Origin of the sequence: Aquimarina megaterium XH134 (assembly GCF_000520975.1) — a bacterium.
Taxonomy (GTDB): domain Bacteria; phylum Bacteroidota; class Bacteroidia; order Flavobacteriales; family Flavobacteriaceae; genus Aquimarina; species Aquimarina megaterium.
Window position 1 is genome coordinate 39,812 of record NZ_JACB01000062.1, and the last position, 15,425, is coordinate 55,236.

Here is a 15,425-nt window from a genome sequence, read left to right on the forward strand (position 1 = left end):
ATGCCACATATAACATTAGAATGCTCAGGTAATATAGAAGCAGATTTTAGAACTGTTTTTCAAACCTTAACCGATGAACTCGTAGCCACGGGACATATTCCTCGATTAGGAGTAAAGTGTAGAGTTGTACAATCTAGTGATCATTTTATTATTGATGGTAATCCAGATTATAAAATGATAAATCTATTGATTCGTTTACGCGAAGGTCGTTCTCTCGAAGTTCGAAAAGAATTATCAGAAATCGGAATGAAAGTGTTGCAGAAATATTTTCAAAAAGAGATTAATGCTAAAGAAATTATCCTTTCTACAGAGATAAAAGAATTGATAATGGGACTAGACTTAACCAAAAATGCTGTAAGATAAATGAAATCAATACAAGAACTTTCGTTACACCCAAAGACTACATCTTTTTTTAGTGACCTGTCTAAGAAGAATTTTATAAATAATGAGTGGGTTTTAGCAGATTGCGATGAAGTTAGCCAAGTAATTAATCCTGCTAATGAAGAGGTGATTGCTACTATTCCTATTTCTTCACGAGAAGATGTAAACAAAGCGGTGGGGGCAGCTAAGAAAGCCTTGTATGCTTATGAATGGCGAAAAATGCTTCCTGCAGACCGAGAGCGGTTACTCTATAAACTAAGTGATTTAATTGAAGAAAATGCAGATCATATCGCCGAAGTAATCACTTTAGAAAATGGAAAACCCTTTATAGAAGCCAGAAAATCTGAAGTATTAGGTGCGGCCAAAACGTTTCGATACTATGCCGGATGGTGTAGTAAAATCGAGGGAGAAACCTTTAATATTTCTATTCCGCAACCCCATAATAAACAAAATTTTGCTTTTACATGTAGAGAGCCTATAGGAGTAGTAGCTGCAGTTATCCCTTGGAATACCCCATTCTCTATTGCAGCTTGGAAATTGGCACCGGCCTTGGCAACAGGTTGCACGGTGGTATTAAAACCATCGGGAGAAACACCACTAAACGCCTTGGTGTTAGCAGAACTTATTGCAGAAGCTGGTTTTCCGGCAGGTGTAGTCAATATTATATTGGGTAATGGAAAAACTACAGGAAATGCTTTAGTATCACATCCTGATATCGATAAAGTAACTTTTACAGGATCTACTACTACTGGAAAAGCGATAGGAAAAGCTGCAATAGATTCTATTACAGCAATATCATTAGAACTGGGAGGGAAATCCCCTGCAGTTGTTTTTGAAGATGCAGATTTAGATTGGGCATCCCAATGTGTATCTCAAGGTATTTTTAGAAACATGGGACAAATTTGTGTTTCGGGTTCTAGAGTATATATACAGGAAAAAGTTTATGATAAAGTCATGACTAATATTATGCACAGCGCTCAAAAAATGAAAATTGGACATGGATTTGAGGATAATGTGGCTTTAGGGCCTTTGGTGTGTAAATCACATTTAGATACTGTTACCAATTATATAAAATTAGGTAACGAAGAGGGAGCTACTTTAATTTCTGGTGGAAAAAAGATAAAAGATAAAGGATATTTTTTAGAGCCTGCTATTTTTTCTGCTACAGATAACAACCTGAGAGTATTACAAGAAGAGATTTTTGGCCCTGTATTGGTTGGTGTACCTTTTAAAACTATTGAAGAAGCAATTCAATTGGCTAATCAGACTAATTATGGTCTCTCTTCTACTGTTTTTACTAAAGATGTTTCTAAGGCTATGAGAATGGTAGATGAACTGGAAGCCGGCTGGGTATGGGTAAATTCTAATGCTAGGTCAGATCCTCATTTCCCTTTAGGTGGATTTAAACAATCGGGGATAGGAAAAGAATTGGGAAAAGAAGGGTTATATGCTTTTACAAAAACAAAAGCAGTAAATATAGTATACTAAACTATGACAAAATTAACGGGGGGACAGATCGTAGTGCGATCATTAATAAAACAAGGTATTAAAATTGTTTTTGGTTTGCCAGGAGTGCAAAACGACTGGTTGTACAATGCATTTTATGACTATCAGGATGAAATAAAGGTAATACATACACGCCATGAGCAGGGAGTCGGGTATATGGCATTAGGATATCACCTGGCATCTGGTAAAACAGCAGTCTATAATGTGGTTCCTGGGCCAGGATTCCTTAATAGCTCGGCAGCTTTGTTAACAGCCTATGGATTGAATGCAAAGGTACTGGCATTAGTTGGTCAAACTCCTTTAAAAACTCAGGGAAAAGGCTGGGGAGTATTGCATGAATCTAACGATCAATTAGGGATAATGAAACGCCTTACCAAATACTCGGATAAGGTGAGTGATATTAAAGAAATACCAAATAAACTACAGAAATCCTTTCAGGAAATCGAAACAGGAAGGCCACAGCCTGTGGGGCTAGAAATTTCTATGGATTTATTAATGAGTTCTGATGAAATAGCGTTTCCGGCTTTCGCGAAAGCAAAACAAGAAAACGAAATAGATACATCTATAATTAACAAGATAGTAGAGGCTTTAATACATGCAAAAAATCCATTAATTTTTGTAGGAAGTGGAGCTATGGACGCTAGTGAAGAAATAACAGCACTGGCCAATTATATGCAAATTCCGGTATTTGCATATCGAACCGGAAAAGGTATTGTCTCTTCTAGAAATTACCTAAGTCATCCTGTTCCGGCTGCGTATGAATTATGGAAAAAAGCAGATGTAGTTGTAGGGATAGGAAGTCATGTGCGTATGCCAATATTGAAATGGGGGATCGATGAACACATGTCATTTATTAGTGTTAATATAGATCCTAATGATCATGATAAAATTACAATACCCGATATAGCATTAACAGCTAATGCAGTGCAAGCATCAAAAGCAATCTTAGAGACACTTAAAAACAAGATTCCTCAAAGAGCGAGTAGAGAAAAAGAAATGCTGGCATTAAAAGCTGGCTGGAAAGAAAAGACAGCATATTTAGAGCCTCAGGCAACGTATTTAAGGATTATAAGAGAAGAATTACCCGACGACGGGATTTTTGTAGATGAGTTAACACAGGTTGGGTTTGCCAGCAGAATGTTATGGGAAGCTTATGCTCCCAGAACCTATTTGTCTACTGGGTATATGGGGACTTTGGGATGGGGGTTTCCTACAGCACTTGGAGCAAAAGTGGCAAGACCAGAATTGCCTGTAGTTACAGTTTGCGGCGACGGAGGGTTTATGTTTGCTGTACAAGAGTTAGCTACAGCTGTACAACACAAGATAGGTGTAATTATTTGCCTGTTTAATAATAATGCCTATGGTAATGTGCAGAATATGCAGATCAATAATTATGGAGATAAAGTGATCGCTAGCGATTTAACAAACCCAGACTTTATTACAATGGCAAAATCATACGGTGCTCATGCAGAAAAAGTATCAGACTTTGATAGTTTTAGACGAGCAATACAAAAAGCAAAAGAACAAGAATTACCAACACTAATAGAAATAGGAGTAGGTATTGATATGCCTTCTACAGATCAATTTAAATCGATGCCAAAGCTGAGAGGTGTAAAATAATCTATAAAGATGTATACAGATGAAAATAGCTATTATATCAGATATTCATGAGAATTTCCATAATCTTATTCTTGCATTAGAGGAAATCGAAAGGCAGAATTGCAAACAAATACTTTGCTTAGGAGATTTAATGAATGCTGGTATTGCAAAAGTATTATCGTGCTCTACGATTCCTGTATTTATGATTTGGGGAAATAATGATGGCGAAAAAGTAGAGATTACTAAAGTGGCACATTATCAGGGAGGTAATCTTAGTGTGAGCCTAAATACATATGATTTTTTAGAAATAGATAATCGCAAAATTTTTATTTCTCATTACGACGACCTTGCTATTCCTATGGCGAACTCGGGATTGTATGACGCTGTGTTTTTTGGGCATACTCATATATCTTCACTTCAAAAAGAAAATAAGACATGGGTTGTAAATCCCGGAGAGATTTCTGCTCACAAAACAGGAATAGCCTCTTTAGCCATTTATGATACAGACGCTAATGATGTATACATCTTAGAGCTTGAGAATAGCAAAACATTAAAAACAGAATTAGTAACCGATTTTTTTAAGAAAAATAAAGAAGTATTGAAGCTTCGCTCTGAAAAAGCTTTTAATGTGTGAGAGACAACAAAAAGTGCTGTAATAGTAGCACTTTAATGTATTATGTTTCAAAAACAAATTTTTACTTTTCTAGAGCCTTTACCAAAATAATCAAATGATGTATAAAAAGCATATATTAGACACTATACCTTATAAAGTAGGCGCGACAAAAGCTGAAAGTAAAAACAAAAATGAAAACCAAAAAATATATAAGCTTTCTTCTAATGAGAATTTTTTGGGGCCTTCGCCAAAAGCGTTAGAAGCAATACAAGAATCATTAAATGAATTGTCTGAATATCACCATAGGGATGATTCTGTGTTGAAAAAAGCCTTAGTTGATCACTATGATAATGGTATTGAAGCAGATCAGTACATAACAGCTAATAGTGGTGTAGAGATTATTGATATTATTTGTAGAGGGTTTTTAGATGCTGATAGTGAAGTAATCGTTTCGTCTCCAACATTTAAAGCTTATGGCAATTTTGCGGCTATAGAAAATGCTACAGTTATCGATGTCCCTTTAAAAACACCTGATTTTAGTTTAAATGTAGAGGGGATTATTGATGCGATTAATGAAAATACACGATTGATATTTTTAACTACACCAAATAATCCCACGGGAACTATAGTTTCTAAAAAAGATGTTGATTATTTATTAGATAATATCCCAGATACCGTTATTGTAGTTTATGATGAAGTATATTTCCATTTTGTTGAAGATCCAGATTTTTGTAATGCTGCATATTACATTAAGAAAAATGAAAATGTAATTGCTATTCATAGTTTTTCAAAAGCATATGGATTAGCTGGTATGCGTATTGGTTATGCATTTTCGACCCCTAAAATTGCTTCGTATCTGCAAAAAATTGGTAGACCTTTTATGATTAATGTGTTAAGTACTGCAGCTGCGGTTGGAGCCTTAACAGATGATGAGCATATAGAAAACACTCAAAAATTAATTAGCGAACAAAAAAAGTGGATGTACACACAATTTGAGGAGCTGGGTATTACATATTGGAAAAGCGAAGCTAATTTTATTTTGTTTAAATCCCCAATTGCTGAAGAAAAAATAACAAGCTCATTTCTGAAAGCTGGTATTATGGTAAGACCATGTAGTAAATTTGGAGTGAAAGACCATATTAGAGTAACAGTAGCAACCCCCGCTGTAAATACCATGTTTTTTGAAGTGTTAAAGACATTACTATCAATTTAAACGAATTGTAATATGGATTATTCATCATATATTGTTTTACCCAAAGAAGGAAAAATATATTCTATACTGGATACAGTCGCTTCAGAGGCTAAAATTGTATGTTTTACAGGGTTACCCGGAGTAGGAAAAAGTCTATATGTACAGCAATTTGCCTATATGGCATTAGAAAAGAATAGAAAGATCTCTATATTACAATGGGATGGTGCACGCCAGGGTTTTGAAACCGAACAGGTGTTGAAGATTTATCCTGAAATCGATGGAGTTACTCATGCAGGTATCAGAAAATCTTGCGGACTATGGTCTAGAAAAGCGGTTTATAACTGGTATCAATTACACAAAAACGATAATGAAGTGTTAATCCTTGAAGCTCCTTTGGTAGGAAACAGATTAATAGAATTAGGAAAAAAAACAAAAGATGAATTAGAACCTATATTATCAAGTAATAGTACTCAATTTATACTACCTGTGCCTTCAGATGAACTTAGAAAATTAATAATAAGTAAACGAGTAAAAACTGCAAAGAACCCTAATCATGAAATGGAGAAAGCAGATGCGCAACCACATGTCCTTATGGCATTATATCGCGAAATATGCGAAGTAGGTAAAGAGTTGGGGATGAAAGAGCAATTAAATGAAAACAATGAATATGATGCATCTTTTTATGAATCACTTTATAGAAAAGTACTTCGAGCAAGGCACGTAAAAACACTATTTGTAAATGAAGTTTTTGAGGTGAATTCGGCATATGATATTCGACAAAAATTCTCTAAAATGGCACCCTCAACAGAAGAAGTCTCTTATTTTATATCACTGGTACAGGAAAAGTATCCAACAGATGAACAATTAGAAATAGCAGTAAATAATTGGTATGTATTGAAATAGACTTAAGTACAGAAATTCTTATCTTCTTTAAGTAACCATGGAGATTTGTTTGGATTCTTATATGGAGTTTAGTAAAAGAAAAAACCGATATTAAAGTTCTGTTCAGCATTAAATATAGTTAGGTATATGGTTGTTTTCAACAACTACAAAAGTATATAGATTATGTTTTTTTATTTTAAAAACCCTATTTTGCATCATGTGGATGAATGGGAAAATCATCCAAATACTTGAAAAAAGATGTAAATGAGGAAAACAGAATATTATCTGCTTCTATTTCTTATTGGAACACAATTAAGGGGGCAAACATTGAATAACGAAAACAAAAATTCATTTTTTATTTCGCCAGAAGTAATACTAGGAAAAACGACAGAACCTAATACTGGTTTTCCTAAGACTAAAATCCTTAAATCTATTTTTGTTAGTGTAGGAAGTTACAACAAAAAGGTAGATGCACAATGGAGCTCTAGACTGGGGTATCCAAAAACCGGGCTAGCATTAGGAATTACCGATTTCGGAAATATTGAAAAAGTAGGTAAAGCCTATATCGTAATGCCTTTTGTCGAAATTGGATTATTTCAAAAAAAAACAAATAGATGGCATCTTAATATGGGGTTTGGTGCATCCTATATTGATACAAAGTATGACCCAGAAATAAACCCTTTTAATAAGGCGGTAACAACAAGTCTTAATTGGTCGTACAAAACTTTTTTGTATTATGATGTTTTAGTTGGTAAATCAACACAATGGCGTTTAGGACTTGGATATGGTCATTATTCTAATGGACACACGAGATTACCCAATCAAGGGCTTAACTCTTTTTTGGTAAGTGCTTCTTCATCTTTTGGAGAACCTCAAACTATTCTTGAGGAAGATGTTACAGTGTTGAGAAAAGAACGAGTCAAATCCTCACAGAACTATTTTTCATTTCGCAGTGGTATAGGTCAAAATGTACTCTCTGAAGAATTTAATGATAAAAAAGAAGTGTATTCTGTTGCATTATCTATGGGTAAAGTTGTTAACAAGATTTTTAAGATTGGAATCGGTTTTTATGGTAGATTCTATGAGCACTATTATGATTATATCAAAAATGATGAAATGCTAATACAGGAACAAGTTCCTTTTTTTAAAGAAAAACCTGTTGCATATGCAAGCAATTATGGTTTTTTTTCTAGTACAGAAGTTTTTATAGGACATATTGGTGTAGAATTTGAACTTGGACTTAATATATATAAGCCATTTTATAAAATTGAATGGCAGCTTAGTCAAGGAGAAACACGAGGAGATCAATATACTCTGGGAGAGTTGGATTGGTATTATGAAATAAAGCGAACAATTTCTAGTAGGTTAGGAGTGAAATGCTATTTGTTTAATACACATGACTCACCCAAAAATAATATTTTTTTTGGAGCAAATATTAATGCAAATTTAGGACAGGCTGACTTTTCTGAACTTAGTTTAGGGTATGTGTATCGTTTTAATTTTAAAGAAAGAAAAAAAGCATATTCAAACTAATACATTTTTTTGTGCTATTTATTTAATCCTAACAAATACCTAGCAGCAGCAAAGGGAGTAATTTTGTGTTGTTGCACGGCTTCAATTTTTGAATCTAGAGCAGCTTTAACTTTAGGGTTGTTATAAAAAGAGTTCTTTAATTGTTCTTCAATAGTTTGTAATAGCCAGAATTTATTTTGTTGGATTCGGTTTTTCTCAAAAAATCCATTTTCAGAAGTGATTTTAAGATATTTTAAGATCATTTTCCAAATATCATCGATACCAGTACCTTCTATAGCACTACACGTTAATACTTCTGGTGACCAACTGTTTTGGGTAAGAGGATATAAGTGCAGTGCTTTTCTAAATTGATTTTTGGCTTTACGGGCACGTGTTAGGTTATCACCATCTGCCTTATTAATTACAAGAGCATCTGCCATTTCTATAATCCCTCGTTTGATGCCTTGTAATTCGTCTCCTGCACCTGCCAATTTTAATAATAAAAAGAAATCTACCATACTATGCACAGCAGTTTCACTTTGTCCTACACCTACAGTTTCAATAATAATAACATCATATCCTGCAGCTTCACATAGGATAATAGACTCTCGTGTTTTTTGTGCTACTCCGCCTAATGAGTTTCCTGATGGAGAAGGGCGTATAAAAGCTTTAGAGGATCTTACCAATGACTCCATTCGGGTTTTATCTCCCAGAATACTGCCATGCGAAATTGTGCTACTAGGATCTACTGCCAAAACCGCAACTTTTTTCCCTTTTTGTAATAACAAATTACCTAAAGCTTCTATAAAGGTACTTTTGCCTACTCCGGGAACTCCTGTTATACCTATTCTTATAGAGTTATTGGCATAAGGAAGGCACATCTCGATAAGTTGCTGTGCTTTTTCAATATGGTTTTGTTGGGTACTCTCGATTAATGTAATTCCTTTACTTAAAGCAGCAGTATCCTGGGCAATGATTGCTTTAAAAATAGGGTCAATTACAACTTCCTTTTGCTGTAACTTTTTAAATCGATCAATTGCTTGACTACTAGTGCTAGAAGGTGTTTTAGAGAGAGGACTAGTATGTTTGGTAGAATCTTTGGACACAGAATGACTTTATGGCAAAGTTATAAATTCCTTTTAGAAACTTGTAATTAATGCATAGACCTTCTGATATTTTAAGTATTTGCAGCACTATATACTTAAAATGATACAAGTTTATCAAAGAGAACGTATTTATACTTTTATAGGGACTGCAATTGCAGTTCTATCCCACGCAAGATATAGTATGGTAAAATCATTTGCATTTTCAAAATAAATAGAAAATTGTTCTACTATATTTAATAGAGGTTGTACGGGGACTTCTACAGTGAGCACATCGTACGAGGCATCTCGTTTGGCAGTACCATCCATGCCTACTCCCCAATCATATTCTTTACTATTAAAAATTACTTTCCAGGATTTTGGATTTGGGATAGTCCATAGGGTATAGGTCCCTGCCTTAAGTACGGTACCATCAACGAGAAGATCTTTGTCTGTTGTAAATGTAGTGGCTTCATTGGCACCAGTTCTCCATACTTCATTAAACGGAACCAGATTACCAAAAATTTCTCTACCCTTTTTGTATGGTCTGTTATAAAAAACAGTGAAAGTAGCATCTTTTGCTGTGTGAGTAACGATTTCTTCAGGACTATGTTTTTTGGTACTTTGTTTCATGAAGTACATTCCTACAAATCCAATCAATACTAATCCTAATAAAATAAGTATTGCTCGTTTTAAAAGTTTTGGCATAACAATTTTTTTTAATCCTAAATATACTTCTTTTACAACTTATGTCTGTGTTTAAATATTCATAAAAGTAAGAAAGCTTTAGTAAGTAACTAAATAAAAGGGTAATATTTACATCATTTATACTACAAATGTCATAACAGGTACAGAGATCATAAATATATATTGTGTTTTTTAATTATTTGATATACAGTATATTGTTGGTGTACTATGATTTTTATGCATAATTTTGCAACATAGAATATATGTTTTCGTCTATATAGATGAGTACGATTTAAAACAGTTTTAAAGAATAATCACTAACCATAAAGTTAAGAAAGTTTGTTACAAAGCGAGCTAATAGAACAATGTAGGAATAACGATCGTAGAGCGCAAATGAAACTCTATAATAAATACTGTGATGGTATGTATTATGTAGCGTTGCGTTTCCTTAAAGATCCATTTGAGGCGGAAGAAGCTATGCAAGAATCTTTCATCAAGGCTTTTACGCGACTTCATCAATTTACTGGAGATGTCACTTTTGGAGCTTGGCTTAAACGAATTGTTATAAATAAAAGCATAGATATGCTAAAAGCTAAGAAAATGAATATGGTTGCGATTAATGAGCAGGTTATGACTACCGTAGAAGAGCAGAATGATTGGTCGGTGTCTGATTCTGTTACTGTAGATGAGGTAAAAAAAGCAATTGAAAAATTACCGGAAAAATATAAATATGCCGTCATGCTATTTTTAATAGAAGGGTATGATCATAATGAAATTAGTGAGGTACTGGATATTACACCAGTTTCTTCAAGAACATTGGTACATAGAGGAAAAAAGCAGCTACAGGAAGAATTAAAACATTTGAGACATGGCACAGGATATTAGAGAACTTTTAAAGCAGGATAAACAGATTCCTGCCGAGCAATTAAGAAAAGGACACCAACAAAGGTTTATGTCCAGGTTAGAGAATGAGCTCCCTAAAGAAACCAGAAGGTTTGACTATAAATGGCTTAATATTGCTGCTAGTATTGTTGTTATCTTTTCAGTTTCTTTACTTACATATAATCAACTTGGTAATAGTAGTGCCGAAGGACCTGATATAGTAGATATGAATACTACTCCTGTAAAAAATTCCTCTGTAATATTAGCAAAACAATCTTCTCCTCTGGCAGAAATATCTCCTGAGTATCAAGAAGTCGAAAATAGTATACTTACCAGTATAAAATTTCAATTATCACAGATTACAATTGATGATACAAATAGAGAGTTGGTAGAAAGTTTTATGGCCAGATTAGATAATCTTGATAAAGAATATCAGAAACTTAATAAAGAATTGATAGAAGTTGGACCCAATGTTCAAAGTGTAGAGGCTATGATGGAGAATTTAACGATACGGTTATCACTTTTAAATAGACTAAAAGATAAACTAAAAGAATTAGAGAGAATTGAAAACGAAAATTACAATGAAGTACAGGCTTAATGTAGCGACTCTTGGCTTATTGTGTTGTGCAGGCTTATTTGCACAAGACAGACAAGACAAATTAAATGAAAAGCTATCAGTAAATGAGGATGTTACTGTTGTTCTTAATACGAGTCATACTAATATTGTTTTTGAAACCTGGAATAAAAATACAATCGAGGTAGAAGCTTACTTAGAAGGTAATCTTTCTGATGAAAACAGCAAACATATTCTTGATAGTTGGCAAGTAGATGTATTAGGAGATAGCCAGAAAGTAACTATTAATTCTACGGCAGGAAATTTATGGAGTAGAAATGTCACTGCTTCTAGTATCACAATGGATAGAAAAAGCTTACAGGAATTAAGGATGTTAAGTCCTATGATTACTGATATGTTAGGACCTCTTATGGAAAACATAGCTAAAAACCCTATGCCGAGTACGCTTTCTCAAAATCAAGCTAACGTTAATTATAATAACGGAACCTTTAAAGAAAATGATGAAAAATATATTAAGCAGTGGGAGAGCCAGATACGCGAAAAGTTTATTGATGAACAAAAGCAAAAATGGGCTAAACAATTTGAAGCTGACCCTAAAAGCAAGATAAAATTAGAAACCTGGGATGAGCAATATGGAAGAAAAATGGATGCATGGGCATCTCAATTAATACAAGATATTGGTAATCAGCAGAACGGGACAGCTAATGTTACAGTCTATAGATATAGTACAAGTAGAGTTAATACTAATAGTACAAGTAAAATCATTAAGGTACGTATCCCTAAAGAGGCTAAACTAAGACTTAATATTCGCCATGGAGATGTGCAATTAGCAGAAAAATCTAATAATATTAAAGCTTCTCTATCTCATACTAAATTATCTGCTAATGTTATAGATGGTAAACAAACATTTATTAAAGCTTCTTATTCACCCGTTTTTGTTCGACAATGGAACAATGGTAGATTGGTGATCAATTATGTAAAGAATTGTAGAATACAAAATGCTAAAAACCTTCTTGTTAATGCAGATTCTAGTAATGTTTTTATCCAACAGCTTGATGAAAATGGAGCGATCTCGGGAAGTTTTGGTGTAATTACCATTGCCAATCTTGGAGAATCTTTTTCTACCTTAGATCTGGCAGTTCAAAACAGTGATTTTAAATTAAATTTACCCAAAACAGCATTTAATCTGTCATATAGCGGGGCGCAAAGTATAATTTCTTTACCTAAGACTTTAGAAATAAATACAAGAAAGAATTTTGGTAATGTGTTTGTTAATGGGTTTCAGAATACGCGTAGTACAGATAAAATAATTACAATTAATGCTAAATATAGCGAAGTTGTATTAAATAATAAATAAAGTTTTTTCATAGTAATGTAGTGTTAATTATAGAAAAGCTCTATCGGTTTAGACTGGTAGGGCTTTTTTAGTAGTACAATCCTATACCTAATTTAAATACATTCAATTCTTTACCCTAAAAGAAAGAAGAGTTTTTAAGAGAATAGCACTTACTAATTGATTAGATTTTTAAATTCACCTTAGATCAACCTTAGCTTAACATACCATATTTTTTTCTATTAGATAAAGGGGAAAAACGTAAGTATATTACAGAATAAGTCTTTTAATCTGTTAATTTTTGCTTTTAATCTGATTTTTTAACAATGTTTAAAAAATAAAGACTTGACTATCAGTATGTTAACATTAAATAAAGCTTAATTTAACATTTTTTGTGTCATTTGTCGAATATCGAAAACATTTGATCTAAAAGTCTGGTTTTTAATTTGTTTAACTATAATTAAGTAATATCATTGTATGGTAAAACCGTAATAAAATAATAACAACCCCCACTATAAAGTTTATAAAGATGAAATCAATAGCGTGTTTTTTTAGCTTATTTTTATTCTTGACTAGTTATGCAAATGACTTAGACCAAACCTTGCAGGTAGAGAAGGAAGGTCTTGTTGTGGTAGTTGTAGATTTTCAGGATGGAGATAAAATCAAATTATTCGAAGTAGAAAGCGGAGATCATATTTTATCTAAAACTCATGGAGAAATTGATTTGAGTCAATTGCCAATGGGATCTTATTTACTTGAAAACAATCAAGGAGAGTCTGTTGTTATTGTTCGCATGGAGGAAGATATTAATATTGAAGGTGCAATAGAAAATGTAGAAAGTAATTTTGTAGTAGAATATGATAGCGAAAGAGTAGACATGCCTTCAGAAGTTAATGTTGAAGAAGAGTTTGTACATTATTACGAAAATTCTGAAACAAACCTTTTAGAAATAACTAGAGAAGGAAATTTTGTTACTGTAGTTAATTTTGAAGAAGGAGATAAAATCAAATTATTTGAAGTAAAAAACACAGTACATATTTTATCAAAAACAACAAACTTTGTAGATCTTAGTCAATTACCGGTTGGAGTTTATGTTTTGGAGAATAATAGAGGAGAATCTGTTGTTGTTGAAAAATATGTAGATAACGACGTTCTTGTAGCAGATATGTAATAAAGAATTTTTATACTATATAAGAGCCTTCCAAATTTGGAGGGCTTTTTTTATTTAACCCATATAAAACCTTAAGGTAATTAGAGATGGATTTAAGAAACTCTTAGAGCGTTTTATAGATCTGTTTATATAATACCTCATATATGACCTAATGTTAATAGGATACCATGCCTAAATTTGATTATATACTTCTGTAAATTCAGGATAAGGTTCCCTATCCTTTAGTAGGATAGTCAAAGACGTAAACAAAAAAATATCCTGATGATCACATCAGGATATTTTTTTGTTAAGTAATATTCTTGTTTATTTATCGAGGTTCTTCGTCATAGTGAAGCCAGTGAATAAACCAATTCCTGCCATTAAGAAAATCGTACCAGGATAAGCAATATCTTCATCTACACCTACAGATAAATGTAGAATTCCAGCTATGAAAATTCCAACTCCAATACCCATTAATAATAAAGATAAATTTAGAATAAGTACTTTCCATATAGGAGTCACTCTTTTTTCTTTACTACTATAAAATATAGAAGCATCTGCTCCTTTTTCTATAAGCGCCATACGCTCTTTATTTCTAGCTGAAATAAATAAATAAATAATTCCAAAAAATACTCCTAAGATTGCGGGCATTATAATTACTTCTGATCCCATCATGTTTTTAGTTTAAAAGATTAATACTGTTCGTTTTCTAATTAAGACGAAGAGTAACTCGAAGCGGTTACAAAAAAGATAAAAAAAATATTTTGTACTTTTTAATAGAAATTATGTAACCAATAATTATATAGTGTCGTCATATGAGAAAATGAACCATCAATCAGATCAATATTATATTAATCAAGTGCTAGAAGGGCAGGTGAATGCTTTTTCGGTTCTGGTAGAACGTTACCAGGGTTTAGTATACACAGTAGTGTATCGTATGATTAAGAATAAAGAACAGGCAGAAGAAGTTGCTCAGGATTCTTTTATCAAGGCATATAAATCCTTAAGTAACTATAGAGGTGATGCCAAGTTTTCTACTTGGTTATACACTATTGCCTATCGAAAAAGCTTAGATGCAATTAAAGCAAGTAAAAGAATGATTACTTCTGAACTTATAGAAGAGGTAAGTGAAGGAGAAATGGAACTGGTTGGTGATGCATTAAACTATTTGCAAACAAAAGAAAGAAAAAAAATTATATCAGATAGTATCATGAAGCTTCCTGAAGATGAAGCTGCGATTGTTACACTATACTATTTTGAGGAAAAAAGTGTAAAAGAAATTGTAGAAATTGTAAATTTAACAGCAGATAATGTGAAAATAAAGTTATATCGCAGTAGAAAAAAACTATACTCGATATTGAAGTATCACATTTCTCCAGAAATTAGTAGTAAAAATGGAAGAGCAATATAAAGACATTAAGGGCTTAGTCAAAGAAGCTGGATTAGAGACTCCTTCAGTAAACTTTTTGAAGAATGTTATGGACCAGGTAGAGCTTTCGGCTATTGAGGTGTCACCGGTATACAAACCTTTGATTTCTAAGAAAGTTTGGTTTGTCGTTGGAGTTGCTGTTGCTGTGTTGCTGTGCACCATACCTTTTTTATCAGAGAGTAAAGAATCGATTTTAAGTACTATTGACTTTTCTTTTTTTAATAAAATAAGTTTTAAAAATCCATTTTCTGAATTTACATTTCATAAAACTACCATATACGGTATATTATTTCTTGCTCTTTTGTTTCTTATACAAATAACTATTTTAAAACGAAGGATCGATAGGCGATTCTCCCTATAATTGTTTGAGTAGATTTTACTCTCGAAGAATAAAATTTTAAATACAAAAAACTACCTAAAAAATGAACTAAAGCAAGACGTGCTCTATAATACATTTTTTAGGTAGTTGGTATAAAATAACCAGGTTTATTAGGTTATTTCTTTACAATGGTATGTATTTCTGAAGTTCCTTTGGATGTTATTTTTACGAAATAGTTTCCTTTTTCGGTTATTGTTCTTCCGAAAGGAAGTACTCCAGGGTTT

The 15,425-nt window shown here is 32.9% G+C and carries 16 protein-coding genes; 13 read left to right on the plus strand and 3 right to left on the minus strand.

The window, feature by feature from the left end:
* The 7 genes from Z053_RS29325 (at position 1) to Z053_RS0125195 (ending at position 7,706) form a co-directional block, all read left to right on the plus strand.
* Complete coding sequence (locus Z053_RS29325) at positions 1-363, plus strand: 5-carboxymethyl-2-hydroxymuconate Delta-isomerase (RefSeq protein ID WP_025667729.1); 363 nt, start codon at positions 1-3, stop codon at positions 361-363.
* Positions 364-1,869, plus strand: coding sequence for an aldehyde dehydrogenase family protein (locus Z053_RS0125165; RefSeq protein ID WP_025667730.1), 1,506 nt, complete (start codon positions 364-366; stop codon positions 1,867-1,869).
* A 3-nt stretch (positions 1,870-1,872) separates the two neighbouring features.
* Positions 1,873-3,507, plus strand: coding sequence for a thiamine pyrophosphate-dependent enzyme (locus Z053_RS0125170; protein WP_025667731.1), 1,635 nt, complete (start codon positions 1,873-1,875; stop codon positions 3,505-3,507).
* 19 nt (positions 3,508-3,526) lie between these two features.
* Positions 3,527-4,120 (plus strand): metallophosphoesterase, encoded by a 594-nt coding sequence (locus Z053_RS0125175; RefSeq protein WP_025667732.1) that lies wholly within the window; start codon positions 3,527-3,529, stop codon positions 4,118-4,120.
* A gap of 94 nt (positions 4,121-4,214) precedes the next feature.
* Positions 4,215-5,312: a histidinol-phosphate transaminase gene (gene hisC / locus Z053_RS0125180; protein WP_081748337.1), complete on the plus strand. Its 1,098-nt coding sequence runs from the start codon at positions 4,215-4,217 to the stop codon at positions 5,310-5,312.
* Between the two features lie 12 nt (positions 5,313-5,324).
* Positions 5,325-6,194, plus strand: a complete 870-nt coding sequence (locus Z053_RS0125185) for a type 1 periplasmic-binding domain-containing protein (protein ID WP_025667734.1) — start codon at positions 5,325-5,327, stop codon at positions 6,192-6,194.
* Between the two features lie 243 nt (positions 6,195-6,437).
* Entirely contained in the window at positions 6,438-7,706 is a 1,269-nt protein-coding gene (locus Z053_RS0125195; RefSeq protein ID WP_035096821.1) for an acyloxyacyl hydrolase, read from the plus strand.
* 14 nt (positions 7,707-7,720) lie between these two features.
* On the opposite strand, the gene meaB is transcribed toward Z053_RS0125195, so the two are convergent.
* Positions 7,721-8,791, minus strand: coding sequence for a methylmalonyl Co-A mutase-associated GTPase MeaB (gene meaB / locus Z053_RS0125200; RefSeq protein WP_025667736.1), 1,071 nt, complete (start codon positions 8,789-8,791; stop codon positions 7,721-7,723).
* Positions 8,792-8,920: 129 nt separating this feature from the next.
* The gene (locus tag Z053_RS0125205; RefSeq protein WP_025667737.1) at positions 8,921-9,475 is read right to left on the minus strand and encodes a DUF2911 domain-containing protein; all 555 of its coding nucleotides are present in this window, start codon (positions 9,473-9,475) and stop codon (positions 8,921-8,923) included.
* Positions 9,476-9,793: 318 nt separating this feature from the next.
* Here Z053_RS0125205 and Z053_RS0125210 point away from each other — a divergent pair, with 318 nt between their 5' ends.
* From Z053_RS0125210 to Z053_RS0125225, 4 genes are all read left to right on the plus strand, one after another.
* Entirely contained in the window at positions 9,794-10,339 is a 546-nt protein-coding gene (locus Z053_RS0125210) for an RNA polymerase sigma factor (RefSeq protein WP_025667738.1), read from the plus strand.
* Positions 10,323-10,934 (plus strand): hypothetical protein, encoded by a 612-nt coding sequence (locus tag Z053_RS0125215; RefSeq protein WP_025667739.1) that lies wholly within the window; start codon positions 10,323-10,325, stop codon positions 10,932-10,934. Before Z053_RS0125210 ends, Z053_RS0125215 begins: the two co-directional genes overlap by 17 nt.
* Entirely contained in the window at positions 10,918-12,267 is a 1,350-nt protein-coding gene (locus tag Z053_RS0125220) for a hypothetical protein (protein ID WP_025667740.1), read from the plus strand. Before Z053_RS0125215 ends, Z053_RS0125220 begins: the two co-directional genes overlap by 17 nt.
* Positions 12,268-12,772: 505 nt before the next feature.
* On the plus strand, positions 12,773-13,414 hold the full coding sequence (locus Z053_RS0125225) for a hypothetical protein (protein WP_035096823.1): 642 nt from the start codon (positions 12,773-12,775) through the stop codon (positions 13,412-13,414).
* A 303-nt stretch (positions 13,415-13,717) separates the two neighbouring features.
* On the opposite strand, the gene Z053_RS0125230 is transcribed toward Z053_RS0125225, so the two are convergent.
* Complete coding sequence (locus tag Z053_RS0125230) at positions 13,718-14,065, minus strand: DUF6249 domain-containing protein (protein ID WP_025667742.1); 348 nt, start codon at positions 14,063-14,065, stop codon at positions 13,718-13,720.
* Between the two features lie 151 nt (positions 14,066-14,216).
* Between Z053_RS0125230 and Z053_RS0125235 the strand changes: the two genes are divergently transcribed.
* Both Z053_RS0125235 and Z053_RS0125240 read left to right on the plus strand, forming a co-directional pair.
* On the plus strand, positions 14,217-14,804 hold the full coding sequence (locus Z053_RS0125235; RefSeq protein ID WP_025667743.1) for an RNA polymerase sigma factor: 588 nt from the start codon (positions 14,217-14,219) through the stop codon (positions 14,802-14,804).
* Complete coding sequence (locus Z053_RS0125240; protein ID WP_025667744.1) at positions 14,788-15,183, plus strand: hypothetical protein; 396 nt, start codon at positions 14,788-14,790, stop codon at positions 15,181-15,183. Before Z053_RS0125235 ends, Z053_RS0125240 begins: the two co-directional genes overlap by 17 nt.
* Positions 15,184-15,425: the final 242 nt, after the last annotated feature.

Coding starts and splice junctions, on each gene's coding strand:
- Z053_RS29325 (WP_025667729.1), top strand. CDS start 1: ATGCCACATATAACATTAGAATGCTCAGGTAATATAGAAGCAGATTTT.
- Z053_RS0125165 (WP_025667730.1), top strand. CDS start 364: ATGAAATCAATACAAGAACTTTCGTTACACCCAAAGACTACATCTTTT.
- Z053_RS0125170 (WP_025667731.1), top strand. CDS start 1,873: ATGACAAAATTAACGGGGGGACAGATCGTAGTGCGATCATTAATAAAA.
- Z053_RS0125175 (WP_025667732.1), top strand. CDS start 3,527: ATGAAAATAGCTATTATATCAGATATTCATGAGAATTTCCATAATCTT.
- hisC (WP_081748337.1), top strand. CDS start 4,215: ATGATGTATAAAAAGCATATATTAGACACTATACCTTATAAAGTAGGC.
- Z053_RS0125185 (WP_025667734.1), top strand. CDS start 5,325: ATGGATTATTCATCATATATTGTTTTACCCAAAGAAGGAAAAATATAT.
- Z053_RS0125195 (WP_035096821.1), top strand. CDS start 6,438: ATGAGGAAAACAGAATATTATCTGCTTCTATTTCTTATTGGAACACAA.
- Z053_RS0125205 (WP_025667737.1), bottom strand. CDS start 9,475: ATGCCAAAACTTTTAAAACGAGCAATACTTATTTTATTAGGATTAGTA.
- Z053_RS0125215 (WP_025667739.1), top strand. CDS start 10,323: ATGGCACAGGATATTAGAGAACTTTTAAAGCAGGATAAACAGATTCCT.
- Z053_RS0125220 (WP_025667740.1), top strand. CDS start 10,918: ATGAAGTACAGGCTTAATGTAGCGACTCTTGGCTTATTGTGTTGTGCA.
- Z053_RS0125225 (WP_035096823.1), top strand. CDS start 12,773: ATGAAATCAATAGCGTGTTTTTTTAGCTTATTTTTATTCTTGACTAGT.
- Z053_RS0125230 (WP_025667742.1), bottom strand. CDS start 14,065: ATGGGATCAGAAGTAATTATAATGCCCGCAATCTTAGGAGTATTTTTT.
- Z053_RS0125235 (WP_025667743.1), top strand. CDS start 14,217: ATGAACCATCAATCAGATCAATATTATATTAATCAAGTGCTAGAAGGG.
- Z053_RS0125240 (WP_025667744.1), top strand. CDS start 14,788: ATGGAAGAGCAATATAAAGACATTAAGGGCTTAGTCAAAGAAGCTGGA.